Origin of the sequence: Chitinophaga pinensis (genome assembly GCF_007896845.1) — a bacterium.
GTDB classification, from domain to species: Bacteria; Bacteroidota; Bacteroidia; order Chitinophagales; family Chitinophagaceae; genus Chitinophaga; species Chitinophaga pinensis_C.
In genome coordinates this window covers 14,207-36,819 of the sequence record NZ_VOHS01000040.1, presented here as the reverse complement: position 1 = coordinate 36,819, position 22,613 = coordinate 14,207, and the positions used below count along the sequence as shown (strand labels likewise).

Genomic DNA, 22,613 nt, shown 5'->3' with positions numbered 1-22,613 from the left:
ATATACTACCGTCTTCAGACTTGCTGAAATGTACCTTATCAGGGCTGAATGTCGTTTAGCCGCCGGACAACTACCCGGTGCAATAGAAGATATTGACATGATCCGTAGAAGAGCACAATTGCCGCTGATCGCGGAGACCCGACCTCTGATCACAGCAGAGGAGCTGGCAGCCAGTTATTGCATGAAAAAAGAATTGAATTATTTGCAGAAGGGGGCATCGTTGGTATGACCTCCGGAGAAGCGGAAAGGTTAATGAAGTTATGACGGCTATCAGAAATGGCCAATGGCAGGCGACGGATACTTTGTGGCCTATTCCTTCGTCGCAGATATTGCTTAATCCGGCATTGGAACAGATCCGGGATATAATTGAGGAACATTGTTGCGTAGCGCAACGATGGTATTTATAACGGATGGATCATTGGTTACTACAATACAAGTACTCACCTGTGTTGCAGGTAATTACCAGAAAGTCAGTCGTAACAGCATGCCGTTTATCTAAACAGCAATAATGTTGCGAAAACAAGCACATTGTCTTCGCAACATTATCTCATCACAACACAGGCATGCACCTGTATCGGATATAAAACTGATGTTTGAAATTTTGATGGAAAAAATTATTAAACAAGTCGCAAATGCAGCAAAAACTTTCAGTATACAAGTCAGGATACTTGTATTCAATTAATAAACTGTTGTAAATTATTTAGAGAAGATGCAGGTACATCAGGGGATGATCAGCTCCCTGATGTATGAAAATGGTTACAGCAAACTCAAGGTAAATATCCATTTGTATGATATATACATTGTCCTGCGCCCGGAGACAAATGTCGATTGATGAAGCGCAATAGAGGTCTGCTACTGATTTTGGTACATTGACCAACAGGTCTCCATTCCAGTCAATCCAGTTGCGATTTACTTCCACGGCAGAGGAAGCGCCAGGTTTTCCGGTAGTAGCAATAGCGGTGCCTGCACCTGCTAACACCGCAGTGAGTGCAAATAAGAGTTTGATTCTTTTCATAAGAAGTAATTGTCGATTTTTAAAGGAACATGTCAGGAAAAAAAAGTGTGACTTACTGCAAAAAAGCTAATGATAGACTACATGTTGCTGTTTAACCGGCTCTGGGTGGACATGACCCTGCCGGGGCCTTGCGAGGAGCAAGACAAAGCGTAGATTGTCCCATAGTGTGAGTTTAGATCTGAAGATTTATTTAGCTAGATGTACGTTCTGTTGTAATGAATCTGCACGTTGTTCAAGATAGATACCGAGAAATCCAATAGCCACAAAAAATAAGTTGAATAACAGGTGCTGAGGCCATGATAGTTTAGATATCACGCCACCACAGCTACAGGGAATCTTCCCATAGTAATGTAACTGTACCAGTACAATATAACCGGTAAAACAGATCATCAGGGAAGTCGACAGATAAAGCCCAAGTTTACGAAAGGCAGTTGTTACCATCATTAATGACAGCAGAATCTCTGTTGCCGGAATAGACCACGTCAGAAATTTACCATATGCATCAGAGAACGGTTGACGTTGCATCTGTACCACAAAACCTGGAACGTCATTAATTTGGATACTGCAGCATAAAGAAACATGCTCGTAAACAGAAAATAGCATGCAAGCAAAATAATGTCCCTGGCTTTCATAGCGTAGGTATTGTTACATTGTCGAGAAGTTTGAGTTGTTTAAATTGCTCGGTTGATAGCCTGATCTTAGCTAGTAAAATAGAACAGTCCCCTGACTTGATTTTTCCTGATAAAGTTCAATGCTCTTTGCGACTGCATAATACAAAAAACCTAATAGGCAGTTGTTAATGAATGGTTAAATAATAAAAAAGTCTGCCTAACACTTATTCAGGAATTTTTTTGGTTAAAAAGACTACATGGTCTAAATTTGTTCGATAGAATTAAATTTATCGATCTATTTATACGACAGCATCCCTGCTGTTTTTTAAGTCATCATAAAAGACCAGATAGTCTATTGTGAGCTTCGATCATAAGCAGTTCCGCCATGGCATTGGTTTGCCATCAAGGTCATACGGGTAAAAGGGATGATGTAAAGACAGTGTGTTTTTTGGATTGCCGATTGTAGTTTCAAGAGCTCCGGTTCTGGCCGGAGCTCATTCAATAGCCCGCCACATGCAGAATTTAGAACTATCAAAGAAGGAGAAAGTGGCTGTATTGCTGACCAGCCTGGGCACAGGTATGAAAACGCCGCTGACTTATATAGATGCACAACACTATGTACAACATAATCAGCGTATCGGGAAAGGCATACAGGGGTTTAAACACTACCTGAAAGAATGGCCCAGAAATGCTTTTGTTCGTATCGTCAGACTCATGGAAGACGGCGACTTTGTATTCGCACATGTTGAGTATCATTTTGAAATAGTGATGATCGGATTCAGCGTTTTCAGGTTTGAACAGGACAGAATTGTAGAACATTGGGATAATCTTCAGATATCATCCGCGCACGATAATATAAGACCACTACACGCCCGCTCCGTAAATATCACGGAACATCAGCGCACAACAGAAAACAAACAACTGGCAAAATGTACAGTAGAAGATGTGCTGGTAAGGAAAGGCGACAGCACTGTATGCTCCCGCTATTTTGCGATCAGGTCAGGTTTCAGCACTATTCCTGTGCCTGGATACATGATCACACCACACCGCCTGCTATTGAATACAACAAGATACATCGTGTGCTCGGCGAAGGCAATTTCGCACTCGTAGTCAGCGAAGGCAGACAATCAGATAACGAAGCCGTATTTATGATCTGTTCAGGACCGAAAACGGTAAAATAGCAGAACACTGGAATACTACCGAAGCTATTACAGCTATGAGCACATCATAAAGAACAATATCACATACTGAAATAAAACCGGCCATATACGCAATCAGCCGCCCTTTATAAAGGACGGCTGTGCTGTTTGTATCCCCATACCCTAAGTCAATGTAAGAGTAAAAAACTACGGATCCCCTGTAGCACCATTCCCGGGAAAATCCCCAGCCAGCAAAGTGCGCCCGCCAGTACCACCAGCGCCGCATAAGTAGAGAAGTAAAAGAACGGATGCCTTGGGCCCGGTATCGTTATCGGACGATCAGCATTGGCGAACAAGGTGCTGATGATACGCAGATAGTAGTATAAGCCAATCACACTTGTCAATACCAGCACAATCAACAGGGCCATAATGCCTGTTGTACACCGGCTGATAAGACCATGAACTTGGCCAGAAATCCTGCGGTCAGCGGAATGCCCGCCAGCGAGAATAACGCTACCGTCAGTATAGTGCCTAACACCGGTTTTCGCCATATCAATCCCTGATAATTCTCTATACGATCCGCTTCTTCCTCACCGGTGGATAGTAGTACGATCACGCCAAAAGCTGCCAGTAAAGTGACAGAATAAGCAGCCAGATAGAAAATCGTGGCTTCTGTACCCGCCTTGCTACCGGGTAGAAATGCCACCAGCAGGTATCCGAAATGGGCAATCGAAGAATAGGCTAATAGTCTTTTCAGGTTCTGCTGACGTAAAGCCAGCACATTACCATAATCATAGAAGCAATAGCAATCACAGAAAACACTGTTATCATCAACGGATACTCATGCAGATTCACCGTTTGGGCAAAGCGCAGCAACACAGCAAAAGCCCCGATCTTTGAAGTCGTGGCAATAAAAGCAGTAACGGGAGAAGGAGACCCCTGATACACATCCGCTATCCAAAGATGAAAAGGTACCAGTCCGAGTTTAAACCCGATTGCCACCATCATCGCTCCGGTACCAAACAAAAACAGCGGCGAAGAAATACCATCCGCCAGTTTTGCCGCAATACCGGGAAACGTCATAGTACCTGTTTCCATATAAATCAGCGCCATACCAAACAACAGAAAAGCTGATGACATCGCTGCCAGCACCAGATATTTCATGCCTGCTTCTACCGCATGATTGCGGGTGCGTAAGTAAGCGATCAGCGCATATAAACTTACACTCAGCAATTCCAGTCCGATAAAGAATGAAATGAAATGCTGACTGATCGTGAGAATAGCACCTCCAAGTGTGGCAAGGAATAAAAGGATATAATACTCCTTCGGATTCTCTTCGCGTTCTTCAAAGTAGATGTAGGACAATAAACCCACCACCAGTACACTAAAATAATCAGGCCTGTAAAGAGAGCGGCTTGTCCATCTACAATAAACAGTGGGGGAATAAGTCTGGGTAAGGTGTCTTTTACATACCAGGTGGCAAACACGACAAGTAACATCATTATAAACCCCGTCACCTGTATAACAGTGTGGCTCGCCCGGAATGCGATCAGTAGTATAACTACTACTGAAGCGACAGCCAGTACCATGAAAGGCAGCAGCGATAATAATTGCAGTTCATTCATGTAATAAAGGCTGAAGGGTGAACGATAAATGATGTACAGTATCTATGACAGGCTGCGGATATAGGCCAAGGGCCACAATGCTGACGCTTAAGGCAGCCATGATCAACATCTCCCGGTACTGAGGTCTCTTACCGGATTGGTGACAACAATGGCGCCCATAAATACGCGCTGTAATAAGCGCAGGCCATATAAGGCAGATAGTACCAATCCGACGGAAGCCAGCACGCTGAATAGCACATTCACTGTAAAGGTCCCGAGCAGTATAAAGAATTCTGCGATGAAGTTACCCAGCAAAGGTAAACCGGAAGATGCCATTGTAAATAAAATAGCGGTTCCGCCATTGCCGGCATGGACGTCCATAAACCGCCCATTTTTGTAATATCCCTTGTATGCAGTCTTTCCTTTAACATGCCTGCCATCACAAAGAGCGCTCCTGTACTAAGTCCGTGTGTCAGCATCTGCATAACAACACCCTGCATAGCAATCTCGCTGAAGGAGAAGATGCCTAACAGCACAAATCCCATATGACTAACGGAAGTATAGGCAATCAGCCGCTTGATATCTGTCTGCGAAAAGGCCAGCACAGCTCCATAGATAATACCTGTTACACCAAATAGCATTGCCCACCATGCAATGGCGGCAGACGCCTCCGGAAATAGCGGTAGTACAAATCTCACAATACCATAAGCGCCCGTCTTTAACAACAAACCCGCCAGTAAAAGACTACCTGCAGTCGGTGCTTCACTATGCGCATCGGGTAACCAGTTATGAAATGGTATCATGGGTAGCTTAATGGTAAATGCGATCATGAAACCCGCCATGATCCACCACGCCGTATTGGATTGGAATGTCGTACGTAATAGCTCAAAGTAATCGAAAGTGTATTGTCCGCTTTGTTGGCCGTGAATGAAATATAAGGCGAGAATAGATAACAGCATCAGCAGACTGCCTGCCTGCGTGAACAGAAAGAACTTATAAGCAGCATAACGGCGGCGGCTGTCGCCCCAGAGAATGATCAGCAGATACATCGGTATCAGCATCACTTCCCAGCAAAAATAGAATAAGAACAGGTCCATGGCCACAAATACGCCACTGATACCTGCCAGTGTCCACAAGAGGTTGAAATAATAAAATCCTGCTCTTTCCTGAATTTCATTCCATGAGCATAAGACAGCGAGGATGCCGAGGAAGAATGTCAGTAATAACAGTACCATACCAAAGCCGTCCAATGCGACATGCAGACTGACCCCCATCGACGGTATCCAGTTGATCTGGTAATTGATGAACCATGAACTCTTATCCGGGAACTCATGATACAGCCAGCATAAGCAACAGGCAAGTACCATATCTGTACTTACAGTCAACAAGGCAGTCCATCTGGCATAGGCGGGGGACTGTCTCCCCGACAGCCAGCATAAAAGGCCACCTGCCAGTAATACAACTATCATCCAGAGGAGTATCATCGTAGTATTTGTAAAGTGATGATGAATAAAATACCTATCAGCACGCCTGCGACATACCAACGCAGTGATCCGTTCTGGGATACAGAGAGAAATCTGTTAAGTTGCAGGTGCATCTCTGCAATACCGCTATAGATTTTATCTGTTACATCATTTCTGCTGATCTGCGTGATATAGACAAATGGTTTTACAAAGAGCATATCATACAGCTGGTCAAACCGCCAGCCGGCAAAGAAGAAATTCCTTACCGCCATCAGGCCTTCAGATTGCTTCCATTCCCTGATTGTATGCGGATAGAGGTAATACAACATGTAGCCGGTCATAATCCCTGTCAGCGTAGTCAGTATAGCGATGGACTGGAAGATGATCTCTTCAGGATGCGCAGGTTTTAACACGGTTGCAGGCAGCACCTGTGTCAGTGTGGTAAATGAATCCAGCCGGCACCGATGGAAAAGACAGCCAGTATCACTAATGGGATATTCATGGCACTGCCGGGTAATTTGCCCGGTGTCGTTTGTTTTTCTCCCCAGAATACAACCAGTATCAGGCGGGTGGAATAGAATGCGGTGATAAATGCGCCAGTAATCCGGCAACCCATAATAAAGGATGACCGCCCTGTGCACTCCAGGCAAACCAGAGTATTTCGTCTTTACTAAAAAAACCGGCTGTTATCATCGGTACAGCAGCCAGCGCCGCTGCTCCGATGGTAAAGGTGCGGAAGATCAGTGGCATATCTTTTCTCAGTCCGCCCATCTTAAAAATGTTATGCTCATGATGCAGGACTTCTATCACCGCGCCGGCGGCAAGGAATAAAAGCGCTTTAAAAAAAGCATGTGTGAAGAAATGGAAGATCGCAGCGCTCCATGCACCAACGCCCAGCGCAAGGAACATAAAGCCGATCTGACTGATCGTTGAATAGGCCAGTATTCTTTTGATATCCGTCTGTACCATCGCACTACAGCCCGCGATCAATAATGTCAGGGCGCCGGTAATGGCAGTAAGGTGCATGATAGCAGGAGAGAGTTCAAAGATGGTATGCATTCTGGCGATCAGATAGACGCCTGCGGTCACCATTGTAGCAGCATGTATTAAGGCACTGACGGGAGAGGGGCCTGCCATTGCATCGGGCAACCAGGTTTGTAATGGCAGCTGTGCTGATTTACCCATGCCTCCTGCGAGTAATAAGCCAGCAATCCATGTGACAGTTGTACCCCCTTTTGCAAAGTGTTGTGGAGCGAGTGCGAGGATCTCCCGGATATTCAAAGTCCCCAGTTCTCTGAACAACAGGAACAGACCAATGATCATAGCCGTATCACCGATACGGGTAATCACAAATGCTTTCCGGGCTGCCATACAGTTAGATTCACTTTCATACCAGAAGCCGATCAACAGAAAACTGCATAAACCTACGCCTTCCAGCCGAGGTATAACAGTACAAGATTATCGGCCATCACCAACAGCAACATCGCCCATACAAAGAGGTTCATGGAGGCAAAGAAGCGGGAGTAGTCCCTGTCATGCTCCATAAAGCTGGTGGAATAAATATGTATCAACGCACCGATAAAAGTGATGATGCAGACAAAGACCAGAGACATGGCATCGAGGTGGAGCCCTATATCTGCATGTAGCTTTCCGATATTAAACCAGTGCCATAACTGTTGATGATATATGCCGTCTGATGGTGGATATAAAAGGAATTGTGCGCCCATGGTGATCGCAATGATCGCTGACACACATATGCTGCCGGCGCCGATAATGGCTGTTACATAACGGGGAAACTGTGCGCCACCTGTTATCAGTAGCAGGAACCCGATCAGGGGCATCGCCGGAATAAGATACAGATACTGTTGCATGGCTTAGTCTTTTAATTCTCTCAGATCTTCCACGTCCAGTGTCTTATGCTGATGATGGATCTGTAAACCATGGCCAGCGCCACAGATACTTCCGCAGCTGCCATTGCCAGAATGAACAGATACATGATCTGTCCGTCAGGCTGCTGCCATCTGGAACCAGCGGCAATAAAGGCGAGTCCGGCGGCATTTAACATGATCTCTATGGAAATCAGCATAAAGATGATGTTCTTTCTCGTGAGTACGCCCGCTAATCCAAGAATAAACAGGATAGCGGCGACAATCAGGACGGTATGAGCTGAGATGGGTGCCATATGTTATGCTTGTAGAAATCTGTGCAGACTTTTCTTCTTTTGTTTGCCGATATGCGCAGCGCCAACAATGCCTGTTGTCAATAGAAAGCCGATCAATTCAACTGCAATAATGTATTCTCCGTATAGCGAAAGGGCCACTTGTCTGGGTGTCACAACTGCCATAGCAACTGCTCTTTGCGGAGGCGCCAGCAATAGGATGGTCATTTCCATGAGTAATACCAGTGTGAGTACTCCCGGACCGATCCACACACCGGGACGCAGCCACTCTTTTTCCTGTGCAGCGGTCTCTTTACCCAGATTGAGCATCATCACCACAAAGATGAACAGGACCATAATGGCACCTGCATAAACAATCACTTCCAGTGCTGCTGCGAAAGGAGCGCCTAACGAAAGAAACACCATTGCGATAGCAAGAAACGATACCACGAGATACAGCAATGCATGTATGGGGTGATAACGGGTAATGACCATAATAGTGGCAATAATCGCTATCGCTGAAGACAGATAGAATAGTAGCGGCATGTCAATACATTTTAGGGTAATAAGCTTTTGATATCGACGGGTGCTTCCTCATTTTCTCCTTTACCTTTTTCTTTTACACCCGCACTGAGTCCGGCCATTTTGTAGAAGTTGTAGCCCGGATATTTCCCCTGACTATCTATCAGCAGGTCTTCTTTCTCGTATACAAGATCCTGCCTTCTGTATTCTGCCATTTCAAAATCGGGGGTAAGCTGTATAGCGTACGTCGGACAAGCCTCTTCGCAATACCCACAGAAGATACAGCGGGAGAAATTGATACGGAAGAACTCCGGATAACGCCGTCCGTTTTCATCTTCTGTGGCCTGAAGCGCAATACAATCCACCGGACATGCAGCGGCGCAGAGATAACAACCTACGCAGCGTTCTCCGCCATCAGGATCTTTTGTCAATACAATACGCCCGCGCCAGCGTGGACGCAGTGCTACTTTTTCTTCGGATATTGGATAGTTTCTCTTTTGTGAAAGAGATGCAGAAAGACTAACCACATGGTGCGCAGATGACTGATCATTGTTACAGGTTTTATGTTTAGCTGCTAATGTTTCATCCAGAGTGCGATCGCACCTGTTACCAATAAATTGACCAATACCAGAGGTAACAGCAGTTTCCAGCCATATTCCAGTAACTGATCATATCTGGGCCGGGGCAATGAAGCTCTCAGCAGAATGAATAATCCGATGAATACAAATGTTTTCAGAAAGAACCAGACGACAGGGGGCAGGAATGCGGGGCCCAGCCATCCACCGAAAAATAAGGTAACCGTCATGGCAGAGATCAGCGTGATGCCGAGGTATTCCCCGATAAAGAACATACCGAATTTCATACCGGAATACTCCGCATGGAAGCCGGCATCAGTTCGCTTTCTGATTCCGGAATATCAAAAGGTAAACGGTGCGTTTCTGCCAGTCCGGCGATAAAAAAGATGATAAAGCCTACCGGTTGCAGGAAGATAAACCATACCTTTTCCTGTGCAGCGACAATCTCGGCCAGATTGAAAGAACGGCTCAGCATGACTACCCCCATCAGTGAGAGGCCCATAAAGACCTCATATGCGATCATCTGGGATGCACCCCTTAAGGCGCCTAACAGCGAGTATTTGTTATTGGAAGCCCATCCTCCGAGTACAATGCTGTACACGCCGAGGGAGGACATGGCGAGGAAGAATAGTAGTCCTACATTGAGATCAGCCACCAGAATGCCCGGTGCAAAAGGGATAATGACAAAACTCATCAACACACTGGCTACGACAATAGCGGGTGCCAGAATGAACACCCATTTATCTGCAAATGGAGGGATCCAGTCTTCTTTAAAAAACAGTTTCAGCGTATCTGCCAGCACGATCATCAGTCCTAAGGGACCAGCCCTGTTAGGACCAAGTCTGTCCTGCCACATGGCAAGCAGTCTCCGTTCCACCCAGATCAGGCCGGCGGCTATGTTCAGAAATACAAAGAGTACCCCTAAAACGATCCAGATATGTTGCATTACGGTCATGTCACTTTATTTAGAAAGATTTACCCATGTACCCCAACTGAATGCTTCCATTCCTTTTAATCCTGCTGTCAGGATGACGATACCATCCTGTACATCTTCTCTTGTTTCCAGTGGAAACTGATAGGTTCTGTTATCTGACTGTATAGTGAGCAGCCCCTGTGGCCATGTTCAAAGTGGCTGCATCTCTTGTAGAAAGTATAGCCCGGGGGGCTGCGGAGAGTGCGGCAATGCCTTTGGTGTAGATGCTAAGTTCGCCGGAACCAAATAGCTGGTATTGCGGTAAGAGGAACCATTTCCCTTGCCGGGGCGTGAAAGCATCTGGTATATCCTGAAACCAGGCAGGTTGGGCACCCGTATCCCTGAATAAGCGGATACCCGGATCTCCGCCTTTTAAGGCGCCGCCTGTTTCCTGTTGGTATTTATTGACTGCCTGACCGGAGTTCCATCCGGGAGCCCAGAAATAGGGGATCAGAGGGGCTGGTGGCATTCCCCGGTAGCCTTCCATCGTGAATGACAGTGGCGAATCGTCATCCTGCAGAGGTTTAGGTTCGCTGACGGCCTTATTGGCCTGCATGGCTGTCCGGCCACTATACCTTTGTGATTCACGGGGAATACGGGCGCCATGTATACGGAATTCATGTGGAGGTACCACTGCCGCGATGCCTTTGAACTGCGGATAAGCCCTTTCCAATCCTGCCAGCATTTCGTCCGGATGTACGTCATGACCATTAGAAATGGCGCTACGAATCACCTTCATCTCGAAAAGCCATTTAAAGGCTTCTTTAAGCACTTTATCGGGAGACATGAATACCTGATAGCTCCGTTGCGCCCTTCCCTCATTATTGATGAAGGTACCGTCCCCTTCAGCGAAGGTGGCCACCGGTATCAACACATCTGCCTTTTCAGTGGTGCGGTTATGCAGGGTGTCGAGTACGACCACCTGCCGGCATTTACTAAAGAAACTATCTACCAGATCGGCCGGCATATTCCTGTAGAGATCATTCTCAAGGATGACCGCCGTGACGTCAGGGTTCTGCTGTACGATCGCGAGTGCTTTTTCAAAGGAGGAAGCGCCTGTCATGGCAAGTCCCATGCTGTTGCATTCGGGCAATACAAAGGCCAGTGCTGCCTGTCGCTCACTGCTTTGCAGTGAAGCCGCGATATCATAGGCTGCCCTGATCAGTGCTTCGCTGCCGGCGGATGTTCCTGCAATGATAACCGGGTGTCTGGCCAATAACAATTGCTGGCTGATGAGATGCGCATCTTGCAGGAGTGCTGCTGAGGCATTGTCCACTGCCGGTAGTGTATTATTCAACAGGTGTGCGATCTGAAATCCCAGCCGGGCCATATCATCAGGTGCACCATGTGCCTGACAGGCGGCGATCTCGTCTAAGGGGGAAGAGAGTACACTCATATTCGCCAGAAAACCTTTGCTTTCCTGCGCGAGTTCTTTCAGGGCAGCGTCATGCCAGCCGGGTAACGGCACTTGTTCCTGTACATGGGCGGCGGCTGTTTTCATAACAGACTGGCGTACGGCGAGTGCCATGACAGGTGCCGTATTCCAGATATCTTCACCTAATATCAATACCGCGTCCGCCTGCTCAATTTCTTTCAGTGAAGGGGTATGAATAGCGCCTGCGGAAAGAATATCGACTATCTTCTGCTCAAGGAATACCTGATTATCCGGTAATCCCTGATAAAAACATTCCCGGCCGGCCAGTTCCATTAAAGCATAGTTGTTTTCGATGGATGCTCTCGGCGAACCGATACCAATCACTGTATGTCCGATGAGGATATTGGGCAGATGGCTCATCAGTGTAGGCTCATCTACGGCTTCGGCTGTGCGGTGACGGATTAATGTCTGTGTAATACGGTTTTCGCTGTTGACAAATTCATATCCGAAGCGGCCTTTATCGCAAAGGAAATAACCATTGACCTCACTGTTGTAACGGTTCACAATACTGCGTAACTGACCATAACGCTCTCCGGCGATGACATTACATCCCAGACTGCAATGCTGGCAAATGGCCGGTGCATTGGTCAGGTCCCATTTACGGGTATAATGTTCCTTGAGTGTTTTATCCGTAAATACGCCGGTAGGACATACTTCTGCGAGGTTACCACTGAATGGACTTTGCAGTACGCCGTCCTTTTCCCGGCCGAAATAGACGTGGTTATGTGCGGAGAAAACATTCAGGTCTTTACCGCCGGCATAGTCCCTGTAGAATCGTACACAGCGATAACACTGTATGCAACGGTTCATTTCATGGTTGATCAGCGGACCAAGATACTGATTGGTATAAGTGCGTTTTTTGAACTGATAGCGCCGGTAGTCGTGTCCAGTCATGACGGTGACATCCTGCAGGTGACAACTACCGCCTTCATCACATACCGGACAATCATGCGGGTGATTCGTCATCAGCCATTCTATAACCTGTGCCCGGAATGCCTTTGCGCCGGGATCACATACGGAAATACGCAGGTCGTCTTTCACGCTTTCCATACAACTCATCATGATACGACCTTTGGTATCTTCCGCATCTTTGAACACTTTGACAGCACATTGCCGGCAGGCGCCGATGCTGCCCATGGCAGGATGCCAGCAGAAGTACGGCAGGTCAATGCCCAGACTCAGGCAGGCCTCCAGCAGGTTCCTGCCTGCTTTCACTTCGAAAGGCACATTATCTATATATATGCGTGGCATTGTTCAGCTATTTAATCATACGGGCATTTTTTATGCCCGACATGTTGCTCAAAATCTTCCATGAAATATTTGAGTGCGCTCTGTAAAGGTTCCATTGCGCCGGGCGCTAATGCACAAAAAGTATTACCCGGACCAAGGAACTGTGTATGCATTTGTAAGAGTTCGATATCTTCGGGTTTGCCGTCACCTTTCTCCAGTGCGAGCAGGATCTTTTCTACCCATGGCAGGCCCTCCCGGCAAGGGGTACACCATCCGCAGCTCTCCTGTGCAAAGAAGTGTTGCAGATTATGTACAAAGCCTACCGGACAGGTACCCGAGTCCAGTACGATCATGGTACCTGTTCCCAGCCGACTGCCTGCGGCGGCGACGGACTTATAATCCATCTTTATGTCAAGATGTTGGGTGGTCAGAAAGTCGGTAGAGGCGCCTCCCGGTAGCACACCTTTTAACGCATATCCGGGTTTCATACCACCGGCATGTTCTTCTATCAGTTCACGCATGGTCACTCCCATAGGAAGCTCCCATGCACCGGGTCTTTTTACTTTACCACTGACGCCGTATACTTTGGTGCCGCCATCATCGCTGTAACTGAGTCCTTTGAACCATTCAGCGCCATTATTGACGATATGGGGCACGCAGCAAAGCGTTTCGACATTGTTGACAATGGTGGGTTTGCCAAACAATCCACTGATCTGCGGAAAAGGCGGTTTGGCCCTTGGCGTGGCCCGCTTACCTTCCAGTGCATTTAGCAGGGCGGTTTCTTCTCCGCACATATAGCGGCCCACACCTGTATGCAGGTACATTTCCAGATGAAACCCACTGCCCAGTATATCCGTTCCCAGATAGCCTGCGTCGTAGGCTTCCTGTATGCTCTTGCGGATAAGTGCAGCGGCTTCATGATAAGCCCAGCGCAGGAATACATAAGCGATATCTGCCTGTATCGCATAAGCGGCGAGTATCATTCCTTCTATCAGTTGATGGGGATTACCTTCCAGTAACAGGCGATCCTTGAAAGTACCGGGCTCCATTTCATCAGCATTGGCGATAAGGTATTTGGGATGCGTCGCTTTGTCGCCCATGGGAATAAGACTCCACTTCATACCTGTACTGAAGCCGGCACCACCGCGCCCTTTCAGATTACTATCCTGCACCAGCTTTTGTAGAGCCGCAGGATCCATCGTACTGCATACTTTTCTGAGGGCCGCATAACCACCGGTATTCTCGTACTCTTTCAGATTCATCGGAGGACGATCAGGATATATATTTCTTGTAAGCGGACGTTCTGTCATTATGCATATTTTTTCAGGATATCATCCAGCTGTTCAATTGTAATATCTCTGTAGAGGTCTTTGTCTATCATCATGGCGGGCGCATGATCGCAGCAACCCAGACAGGCATTGGGTAAAAGTGTGAAACGGTTATCCGGGCATGTTTGTCCGAAATTGATCTGTAGTTTGTCCTGTAAGGCGGCATAAAGGCTTTTATATCCCATGACGTAGCAGGATATACTGTCGCAAAGCAGTATCACATGCCGGCCGACAGGCTTACGGAAGATGAGATTATAGAAGGTGGCTACGCTGTCTACCTCTGCAGGACTGATACCGAGGTAATCTGCAATTTCTTCTACACTGTCATCGCTGATCCATCCGCGATGTTGTTGTACAATCTTCAATGCCTCAATAACAGTGGCTCTTTTATGAGGCACCAGTCCGATCTCATGATCGATTGCTTCCTTTTCAGTAGTACTAAGCATAAGCATTTGATTTGACTATCTGTCAATGTCTGCCAGCACATAGTCCACGCTGCCCAATATAGACAACAGGTCGGCTACCGTATATCCTTTGCTGATATAAGGGACCATCTGCATATGGGGGAACGAGGGCGTCCGTATACGCGTTCTGTATGAAGAGGTATTGCCATCGCTGATCAGGTAGTAACTGGTAGCACCTTTGGTGGCTTCCACACAACTCATGGCTTCTCCCGGTGGGATAACCGGGCCCCAGCTAACGTTGAGGAAATGGGTGATCAGTGTTTCAATATCCTGCATGGTATGTTTCTTGATCGGTGGGGTGGTCAGCGGATGTTCTGCCTTGTAGTTGCCGGAAGGCATGTTATTCAGACACTGCTCAATGATGCGCAGACTTTGTCTCATTTCTTCCACTCTCACGACAGATCTGTCATAGCAATCGCCATGCTGCGCGATGGGTATATCAAAGTCGAACATCTCATAACCGGAATAGGGGCGTTTTTTGCGGAAGTCCCAGTCGAAGCCACAGGCCCGTAATCCGGGACCGGTAACACCCCATTCTATCGCTTCTTCCAGTGTATATACACCGATACCTTTTGTACGCGCTTTGATCAGACTATTGCGCAGTACCATGTCATTAAATTCTTTCAGTTTAGCCGGGAAACGTTTTACAAAGTCACGTACCAGTGTATCCCATCCGTTGGGCAGATCCTGAGCGACACCACCGATACGGAACCAGTTGGGATGCATTCTGCCACCGCATACAGCCTCTATTACATCAAAGATCTTTTCACGTTCGGTGAACATATAGAATACGGGAGATAGCTGTCCGAGGTCCTGTGCGAATGTGCCAAACCACACCAGATGGCTATTGATGCGGAACAATTCGCAGAGCATGACCCTGATCACTTTCGCGCGCTCCGGTATATCGATACCTGCCAGTTGTTCTACTGCCAGCAGATAGGACAGATTGTTCATGACACCACCGAGATAATCAATACGGTCTGTATAGGGGATATAGGTATGCCAGCTTTGACGTTCTCCCATTTTCTCTGCGCCCCGGTGATGGAAGCCGATTTCGGGAACGGCGTCTACTATTTCTTCTCCATCCAGTTGTAGTATGATGCGTAATACACCGTGTGTACCGGGGTGTTGCGGACCGATATTCAGAAACATAAAATCGGCATCATCACTATGCGTCTGCATACCCCATTCTTCCGGTTTAAAGCGGAGGGCTTCCTGTTCCGCGTCCTGCTTTTCATCCCAAAGGCGGAAGGGGCCAATCTCGGTGGCACGTGCGGGATGCTCTTTTCGCAAAGGATGTCCCTGCCAGGATTGTGGCATCAGTATGCGTTGCAGATGTGGATGGCCATCGAAGCGGATGCCAAACATATCGTAGATTTCGCGTTCGTACCAGTTTGCATTTGGGAAGATGGTGGTGATAGAAGGGAGGGAGGGATATTCACCGGTCAGTGGCACTTTGAGTCGGATGAAGTTGTTGTCTTTGAATGAGAAGAGCAGGTAGACTACCGAGAAGTCTGCGACAGGGAGCTGCTCTTTGCGGGCCCTGTCGCGTTCGTCAATACCACAGAGATCGTATAGCGACAAGTAGGCATTTTGTTGCAGGAACTGCACGGTGCTGACAATATCGGTTTTGCCAACCCATAAGGTGAGTATCCCATCCGCTGTGTTTTGTTGCTGTGATGCATCAAAGCCGAAGCGTTGTTGGAGCGGTGTTAGTATGTTATTGTCGGCAGTCTGCATGAGGTTTGTTTAGTTTATATCTCATCTATACCTCTGAACGTAGTCATCTTCGCACGTTCTTCCCGTTTTTGTTCTTTCATGGAAGGCTGTGCAGGTTTGATAACGCCCTGTTCTCCGATTACCCAGCTAAGTGGCCGTGCTTCTTTTCCTACTGCGTTACCCAAGAGTACCAATCCCTGCATAAATGCGTCTGGTCGCGGCGGACAACCAGGTACGTATACATCTACCGGCAGGAATTTATCTACGCCCTGCACAACGCTGTATATATCATACATGCCTCCGCTGTTGGCGCAGCTACCCATGGAGATGACCCAACGGGGTTCCATCATCTGTTCGTGCAGGCGTTTGATGATGGGTACCATTTTAATAAATACGGTACCGGCGATGACCATGACATCTGCTTCACGAGGTGTACCTCTGATCACTTCTGCACCGAATCTGGCGACATCATATTTGCTGGTAATACTGGTGGCCATTTCCACGAAACAGCAACTCAGTCCGAAGTGAAACGGCCACATAGAATTTTTACGTCCCCATGCGAGGAGGTCCTGTACGGTTGTCAGCATGATACTTCTGCTGACAGCTTCTTCCATGCTGCCATTGCCTGAAACATGTCCGGACTGATCACCCGGTTTGCTTAACCACCATTTCATTCTTCTCTTGTTTTTGTTTGTGGAATTTTAAGATCTTCTTCGCGTCAGCACCTATATTCAGTGCACCAATGCCCCATTCATAGACCAGTACAACTGCCAGCTGACCTATAAATATTAATGCGCCGATATAACCGGGCCATCCCAGTTCGTAGAAACCGAGTGCCCATAACATAATGAATACGGCTTCCACGTCAAAGATGACGAAGAGCATGGCGACGAGATAGAATTGCGCGGAGAAGCGGATGCGGGCACTTCCTGTTTGTTCAATACCTCCTTCGTATGGCCGGTTGGTCGCACGGTCATTGTGATGCTGTCCCAGTATATAAGACAACGTTAGAATAGCGGCGAGCAATACGACTACGAGGCAGGCATAAAGCAACAGGGGCCACAAGGGAACACTGATTGATTCGTTTCCCATAACATAAAAGTTTTCCCTGAAGATGAATACAGCGTATTCTGTCTTTTAAATGAAAAGAAAGACGATTATCCAATCTCTTAATAAAACCAATTAACCTTAATAGCGCAGAGATGAGTTGTTTTTCGTAACGTGCTTAGCTTACGATGTAATGTTCCAGGTGCTGGATGATGAAGTCTTTGTTGCTGATGACATGCTTTACGATGTCACCGATGGAGATAATGCCGGTCAGTTCATTGTTTTCAATAACGGGGAGATGGCGGATGAACTTATTCGTCATCAATTGCATGCAATATTCAATGTCAGTGTCAGGAGAAACAAATACCGGACTATCCGTCATGATGTCCCTTACATAAGTTTCTTTTGAGGACCGACCCTTCAGGACGACTTTGCGTGCGTAATCCCGTTCAGTGAATATGCCAATCAATTTTCCACTTTCGTCCACAACTACGAGTGCGCCAAGATTTTTTTCTTCAAGAACTTCCAAAGCTTCGTACACAGTGCAGGTAATGCAGATTGTGTAAATCAGGTTTCCTTTCATCTGCAGGATATCTCTAACTTTATCCATGACAAAAAGATTTAAGGAATGCATTCTACTATTAAGTTATGCCTTTTTTGCCAAAAAACATGAAGTCCCCCTTAAAACAATATTATTCGCTCCCGGATGGACGAAAATAAAAGAGCCGCCTTATGGAGGAGGCGGCTTGTAGTCATATCGGTGAAGGGCTTACTTTTTCCCGTCTTTTTTGTCTTTCTTATCTTTCTTATCCAGTACGTTTTCCAGTACTTTACCATCAGCGCTGAAAGTTACCTTTCTTTCCTCCGGCTTCTTTTGCAGTTCTACCTTATAGGTGATGGTGCTGCCGGCAGTGTGTTTGTCAACGTCATGGATAGTGTATCCGGCAAACTGCTGTTGAACGGCTTGTTTAACGGCAGCAGGCAGATCGGCATCTTTGATGTCTTCTTTCTGTTTTACCAGTTTACCGGTCGCATCATACCAGACGTCGTGTTTGTGAAATTCTGCTTTGTACTGGTTATCTTTCAATTTCCATTTAACACCTGTAGCTGCGGGAAACTGCTGCTGAAAACTTTTGGTAACGGCAGCAGGTACATTTACCGGCTGATCACTTTTCTGCGCGTAAGAGGAGATACCGGTTCCCAATAAAAGAATGAAAATGAGATGTTTCATGAATGAGTGTTTTAATTAACTGGTCAAAATTAATGAAAGAATCAGCTCCGCGGCCAAAAGAAGGCAGATTCACAACAAAATCCGTCATTTGTAAAAGTAAATCCCTGTTTCCTGCTATTTGACAGGATCTCCGTAACTTTACAGTATCGTTTTTTCTCCCCATAATATAGGTTTATGATACAATTCCGCGCAATTAAAAGGTCACTTGTACCTGACAACACTATGGCCGACTACATTCACAATCTTCCTGCCCGCTTCAATAATTCGAAAGCAGAGAGAATAGCCGCCTACCTGACCCACCAATTCAGCCAGGAATGCTGTAAATCACATCCTGACCATACGGTGGAAATGAATATTGAGTCCCGCTCAGAGGACGGAGACGTGGTGCTTTACGCGTATAGCAAAAGCTGCTGCGACACCTTTACGCTCCGTTTGAAGCAGATCATCGACAAGAGTAAAGATTTATTCCCCTGATCTTGCACAATGCGGCGAAAAAGCTGTAACTTTTCCCGGTCCTTAACCCTCTTTTATGACACAAACTTATCACAGTGAGCGCGAACAAAATGCTACGCGCGCCAATGCCGCTAACATGTCTTCTCAAGGTATCCAGCGTAAAGCGGTGGAAGCCCGTCTGAAGAGCGAACCTGTTCAGCAACAATCACTTCCGGAAGAAGAAATGCCCGCTCAGATGGCGGCTATGGAAGAGGAGCTACCTGCTCAGCTGGCATCCATGGAGGATGAACTGCCTGCACAGATGGCTGCTATAGAGGAAGAGTTGCTGGTACAGGCTAAACCGGCCGTTCAACTGAAGGCCAATGAAACAGGGATGCCTGACCAGCTTAAGTCAGGTGTAGAAAATCTTTCAGGCATGGATATGTCTGATGTGAAGGTGCATTATAATTCTTCCCAGCCTGCACAGCTGAATGCCCATGCATATGCTCAGGGTACGGATATCCACGTTGCACCGGGACAGGAACAGCACCTGCCCCATGAAGCCTGGCATGTTGTACAACAGAAACAGGGAAGGGTACAGGCTACTACGCAATTGAAAGAAAGCGTGCCTGTTAATGATGATCCCTCTCTGGAAACAGAAGCCGACGTCATGGGACAGAAAAGTCTGCAACAGGGTTAAGGCTTATCCTCGTGCGTCAGTAAAGGACGTATCAGCAATCTCATAATCAGCATACCCAGACCTATACCTGCGGCAAAGATCAACAATGCGTCTAACATTGGGATAGTGACGCATCTGGCTCCTGCGGTCATATTCGGCGTAATGCCAAATGGTACGTCCCTGTTAAGAAAGCCTGCCGCAATAGCAAAAAATGCAGTTACAAATACAGAACCTACCAATACACGGAGCATTGTTTTTCTCCACTTCCATGCAGTTCCCTTCATTCTCAGATTGTAAGCATACAGAAAACCGATCAAAAGCGTAATAAACAGCAGGAATAAGGTAAGCCATACAAAGAAAGTATCATCGTTATGTCCATGTCTGTTTTCAGCATCCAGCTGGCAGGGGTCGGTGAACATCAGTTTTAATACATGTGCTTCATGCCGGAGTTTTTGCACCAGTTTACCCCACCACGATAATGTCGGTTCTGTTACAGGTACCAGCGGAACAGTGGCAAGGAAGGTGGTGTCAATACTCACAAACTTATCTGTCAGCACGTCCCACAATTCTCCATAACCATCGTCTGCTCCCAAAGGCCATACTGCGACGCCTCCCAGACCCGTATTCAGGATAAAATCATATTTCACATCAAGGGTGCTGGCATTGTCAAACCATATTTCTGATGTAACAGTACCCGCCGCATCTTTCTCTCTGATGACAGCGGCTATGGCGTCTTCATCGTAGTATACAGAAGTATCTGAAGGGTAGCGTTTTTTAATATCGCTATAAGATATATAACGGGTGAACAGATCCCGGCCATCGGCACCTTTTTTCCATTCCGTGCCATAATACGATAACAGCAGGATGAATCTGGAGGGAGGGATCTGTTGATTGAGCAACCGGGAGATGACTGGCTCGATAGCCTTTCTGGCATCACCTTTCATGGGAGATAAAGGACCCGCAGTTGTGCCGCCGGCCTTTGTAAAGTCTACAAGGAAATGTGTTGTAAAACCGTTCAGGGCCCGCAGATCATATGCCGCAGCGTCATCGAAAGGAGGTATTGTAATGGTCAGACGGTATTGTGGATGAGCACTGGTCAGGTTGTTATACAGCAGACCGATAAAGCTTGTAAAAGCGCTTCGTTGTTTACCATTCAAACCACCCAGCCATATATTTACACCTTCCGCATGATAGCGTTGTAACAGGAGCAGGAGTGAGTCTATACAGTGTAGCTGGGATGTTTCATCTTTTAATAACGCATCAATACGGGCAGCATCTGTTTCGTAAAAGGTGAAGGTGCGATTGTTGGCCAGATTGAAGAACTGCAACGAATCTGGTATACGGCCTGCATTTACAGAAGTCGTGTAACCGTAATAGTTTGCTTCGCTGATCGTTGTATAATTATAGTGCAGGAACTTATCGCTCATCCAGTAGGGATGGATACCGATAACCGCTGCTTTATGCCCCAGTTGCAGTGTATAGGTCTTGCCGATAGAATCATTGACAGGCAGTGTATCTACCTTATCAGAAGCACGCCCGTAAAGTGCGCGGATCTTTTGTAATCGTTGCTGTTGTGCAGCGCTGTCTCTTTCTTCTACTTCTTTCTGTTGCAGAATGGGAATGATCTTATTAATGAGTGCTGTCACGTCTGCCTCGGAGACAGGAGCGACGGGTGTATCAATAGGCTCTTCCTCTGTATTATCAGTAGCGGGGACCGGATCAGGCCGGGACATGATCTTGTCTATCAGTGCGCGCAGGGAGTCAAAATGCTGGTTCTGCTGTAGCGATAACTCAGCATTCAGTTTTTTGATATCCGCAGCAGTAGCGACCATGGAATCAGCCATCACTGTTCTGATAATAGTGATCACACGTTGTTGTTCACGCGCCCGGGCATTCCGCCTGAATTGTAAGGCAGCAACAATTTTCTGCAGCAACTTTACCTTTCCTGTGGTGTCTTTCTGGAAGGCCGGCAGATTGATTGTCTTTGGTAGCGTAGTATCATACCTGAAAGTATGTACATCATTAGCGTATATTTTCGTCCCGGTAAATAAAAAGATAAAGAGGAACAAAAATATCCCAATGATATTTTTGAAAAGGGAGTACATAAGAATTGAGATTTACCTGACAACGCGAGAGCAAGAGTAATAATAATTTTTAAAAAATAGCTAATTATTCATGTAAAAAAAATTTTTTCAATTTCATTTAACTACTATCTTGTGCATCAATAGGAAAAACATTATCCGTTAAAAGATCCTGGCACCCTAACTATCCGCCCGGTATATCCGGAGATCAGACCAACGTAAAGAATGAACGTTGCATCATTTATAAAGAAAACATTGTGCATTGCCTCTGGTAACACATGTGCGCCTCAGCTGAGCTGAGTACTTCCTGAGAAAATTTAGCCATATGATTTACGAAACCCTTTCATGCATCACAGAAGTGATCAATAATCACTTTCGAAGGCAGTTGCATGTGAACGAGGACAAAGTAATACTATCCGGTATAGTGAACCAGGATGGTAGTGTCGCTGTGCAGGGTGAAAATAAAGTACTTGTAACGCTGATCAACATTGAGAAGGAGGCGTTAGGGAAAGGTGTGCCCGGCTACAATGCAGGACTGGTACAGGCAAAGACAACGCCGCCTGTATGCATCAACCTGTATGTGCTGTTTTCGGCATATTTTACCGCTAACAACTATGCGGAAGCATTGCGATTTATCTCCTTTATCATGGCTTATTTCCAGTCGCGCAATGTGCTTACATCCGACAACACACCATCATTGGATCCACGTATTGATAAGCTTGTCTTTGAGATGGAGAGCATGGGTACAGATCGCTTAAACAATCTGTGGGCCACGCTTGGCGCAAAGTATATGCCTTCGGTCGTATACAAGATGCGCATGCTCACTTTCGATGACAGTATTATCAGAGAATACAGGCCATCTGTATCGGATATTTCAACTAACGATAAACTTCTGTAAACAATTACA

The 22,613-nt window shown here is 46.6% G+C and carries 22 protein-coding genes and 4 pseudogenes; 5 read left to right on the top strand and 21 right to left on the bottom strand.

Features of this window, described 5'->3' with window-relative positions:
• Positions 1-229 (top strand): RagB/SusD family nutrient uptake outer membrane protein (locus FEF09_RS24655; RefSeq protein ID WP_146307594.1); only part of this gene is annotated, 229 nt, incomplete at its 5' end.
• 471 nt (positions 230-700) lie between these two features.
• Here the strand turns inward: FEF09_RS24655 and FEF09_RS24645 are convergent.
• Positions 701-1,015, bottom strand: a complete 315-nt coding sequence (locus FEF09_RS24645) for a hypothetical protein (RefSeq protein ID WP_146307593.1) — start codon at positions 1,013-1,015, stop codon at positions 701-703.
• A 186-nt stretch (positions 1,016-1,201) separates the two neighbouring features.
• On the bottom strand, positions 1,202-1,618 hold the full coding sequence (locus FEF09_RS24640) for a MauE/DoxX family redox-associated membrane protein (RefSeq protein WP_409994882.1): 417 nt from the start codon (positions 1,616-1,618) through the stop codon (positions 1,202-1,204).
• 521 nt (positions 1,619-2,139) lie between these two features.
• Between FEF09_RS24640 and FEF09_RS24635 the strand changes: the two genes are divergently transcribed.
• Positions 2,140-2,736, top strand: a complete 597-nt coding sequence (locus tag FEF09_RS24635; protein ID WP_146307591.1) for a nuclear transport factor 2 family protein — start codon at positions 2,140-2,142, stop codon at positions 2,734-2,736.
• A gap of 217 nt (positions 2,737-2,953) precedes the next feature.
• Here the strand turns inward: FEF09_RS24635 and FEF09_RS33590 are convergent, their stop codons facing one another.
• The 18 genes and pseudogenes from FEF09_RS33590 to FEF09_RS24560 all read right to left on the bottom strand — a co-directional run bounded on the left by FEF09_RS33590 (position 2,954) and on the right by FEF09_RS24560 (position 18,514).
• Positions 2,954-3,193: a hypothetical protein gene (locus FEF09_RS33590; RefSeq protein ID WP_261387728.1), complete on the bottom strand. Its 240-nt coding sequence runs from the start codon at positions 3,191-3,193 to the stop codon at positions 2,954-2,956.
• A pseudogene (locus tag FEF09_RS24630) lies at positions 3,181-4,139 on the bottom strand (NADH-quinone oxidoreductase subunit N). Before FEF09_RS24630 ends, FEF09_RS33590 begins: the two are co-directional and overlap by 13 nt.
• Before the next feature lie 490 nt (positions 4,140-4,629).
• A complete protein-coding gene (locus FEF09_RS24625) occupies positions 4,630-5,838 on the bottom strand; it encodes a NuoM family protein (RefSeq protein WP_261387727.1) in 1,209 nt (402 codons plus the stop codon).
• A gap of 11 nt (positions 5,839-5,849) precedes the next feature.
• Positions 5,850-6,260 carry a hypothetical protein gene (locus FEF09_RS33585; RefSeq protein WP_261387726.1) on the bottom strand — a complete coding sequence of 137 codons (411 nt, stop codon included), beginning with the start codon at positions 6,258-6,260 and terminating at the stop codon, positions 5,850-5,852.
• Positions 6,261-6,393: 133 nt separating this feature from the next.
• Positions 6,394-7,239 (bottom strand): proton-conducting transporter membrane subunit, encoded by an 846-nt coding sequence (locus tag FEF09_RS33580; protein WP_261387725.1) that lies wholly within the window; start codon positions 7,237-7,239, stop codon positions 6,394-6,396.
• Positions 7,240-7,256: 17 nt separating this feature from the next.
• Positions 7,257-7,703: a hypothetical protein gene (locus FEF09_RS33575; protein ID WP_261387724.1), complete on the bottom strand. Its 447-nt coding sequence runs from the start codon at positions 7,701-7,703 to the stop codon at positions 7,257-7,259.
• A 3-nt stretch (positions 7,704-7,706) separates the two neighbouring features.
• Positions 7,707-8,014 (bottom strand): annotated as a pseudogene (gene nuoK / locus FEF09_RS24615) (NADH-quinone oxidoreductase subunit NuoK).
• Positions 8,015-8,017: 3 nt separating this feature from the next.
• On the bottom strand, positions 8,018-8,536 hold the full coding sequence (gene nuoJ, locus FEF09_RS24610) for an NADH-quinone oxidoreductase subunit J (protein ID WP_146307590.1): 519 nt from the start codon (positions 8,534-8,536) through the stop codon (positions 8,018-8,020).
• A gap of 11 nt (positions 8,537-8,547) precedes the next feature.
• A pseudogene (gene nuoI / locus FEF09_RS24605) lies at positions 8,548-9,062 on the bottom strand (NADH-quinone oxidoreductase subunit NuoI).
• Between the two features lie 24 nt (positions 9,063-9,086).
• Positions 9,087-10,033, bottom strand: a pseudogene (gene nuoH, locus FEF09_RS24600) (NADH-quinone oxidoreductase subunit NuoH).
• 139 nt (positions 10,034-10,172) lie between these two features.
• Positions 10,173-12,746 carry an NADH-quinone oxidoreductase subunit NuoG gene (gene nuoG / locus FEF09_RS24595; RefSeq protein ID WP_261387722.1) on the bottom strand — a complete coding sequence of 858 codons (2,574 nt, stop codon included), beginning with the start codon at positions 12,744-12,746 and terminating at the stop codon, positions 10,173-10,175.
• An 11-nt stretch (positions 12,747-12,757) separates the two neighbouring features.
• Positions 12,758-14,035 carry an NADH-quinone oxidoreductase subunit NuoF gene (nuoF, locus tag FEF09_RS24590; protein WP_146307589.1) on the bottom strand — a complete coding sequence of 426 codons (1,278 nt, stop codon included), beginning with the start codon at positions 14,033-14,035 and terminating at the stop codon, positions 12,758-12,760.
• On the bottom strand, positions 14,035-14,499 hold the full coding sequence (gene nuoE / locus FEF09_RS24585; protein WP_146307588.1) for an NADH-quinone oxidoreductase subunit NuoE: 465 nt from the start codon (positions 14,497-14,499) through the stop codon (positions 14,035-14,037). The genes nuoF and nuoE overlap by 1 nt, the downstream gene beginning before the upstream one ends.
• Before the next feature lie 15 nt (positions 14,500-14,514).
• Entirely contained in the window at positions 14,515-16,257 is a 1,743-nt protein-coding gene (nuoC, locus tag FEF09_RS24580; RefSeq protein ID WP_146307587.1) for an NADH-quinone oxidoreductase subunit C/D, read from the bottom strand.
• 14 nt (positions 16,258-16,271) lie between these two features.
• Positions 16,272-16,910: an NADH-quinone oxidoreductase subunit B gene (locus FEF09_RS24575; RefSeq protein WP_146307586.1), complete on the bottom strand. Its 639-nt coding sequence runs from the start codon at positions 16,908-16,910 to the stop codon at positions 16,272-16,274.
• On the bottom strand, positions 16,882-17,328 hold the full coding sequence (locus tag FEF09_RS24570) for an NADH-quinone oxidoreductase subunit A (protein WP_146307585.1): 447 nt from the start codon (positions 17,326-17,328) through the stop codon (positions 16,882-16,884). Before FEF09_RS24570 ends, FEF09_RS24575 begins: the two co-directional genes overlap by 29 nt.
• Positions 17,329-17,461: 133 nt before the next feature.
• Positions 17,462-17,893, bottom strand: coding sequence for a CBS domain-containing protein (locus FEF09_RS24565; RefSeq protein ID WP_177222718.1), 432 nt, complete (start codon positions 17,891-17,893; stop codon positions 17,462-17,464).
• A gap of 159 nt (positions 17,894-18,052) precedes the next feature.
• On the bottom strand, positions 18,053-18,514 hold the full coding sequence (locus FEF09_RS24560) for a PepSY-like domain-containing protein (protein ID WP_146307584.1): 462 nt from the start codon (positions 18,512-18,514) through the stop codon (positions 18,053-18,055).
• A gap of 174 nt (positions 18,515-18,688) precedes the next feature.
• On the opposite strand from FEF09_RS24560, the gene FEF09_RS24555 reads away from it, so the two are divergent.
• Complete coding sequence (locus FEF09_RS24555; RefSeq protein ID WP_146307583.1) at positions 18,689-18,988, top strand: hypothetical protein; 300 nt, start codon at positions 18,689-18,691, stop codon at positions 18,986-18,988.
• A gap of 55 nt (positions 18,989-19,043) precedes the next feature.
• Complete coding sequence (locus tag FEF09_RS24550) at positions 19,044-19,646, top strand: DUF4157 domain-containing protein (protein WP_146307582.1); 603 nt, start codon at positions 19,044-19,046, stop codon at positions 19,644-19,646.
• Here the strand turns inward: FEF09_RS24550 and FEF09_RS24545 are convergent.
• On the bottom strand, positions 19,643-21,730 hold the full coding sequence (locus FEF09_RS24545; protein WP_146307581.1) for a glycosyl hydrolase family 18 protein: 2,088 nt from the start codon (positions 21,728-21,730) through the stop codon (positions 19,643-19,645). The genes FEF09_RS24550 and FEF09_RS24545 overlap by 4 nt on opposite strands.
• Before the next feature lie 301 nt (positions 21,731-22,031).
• Here FEF09_RS24545 and FEF09_RS24540 point away from each other — a divergent pair, with 301 nt between their 5' ends.
• On the top strand, positions 22,032-22,604 hold the full coding sequence (locus FEF09_RS24540; RefSeq protein ID WP_146307580.1) for a DUF4255 domain-containing protein: 573 nt from the start codon (positions 22,032-22,034) through the stop codon (positions 22,602-22,604).
• The last annotated feature ends 9 nt before the right edge of the window (positions 22,605-22,613 follow it).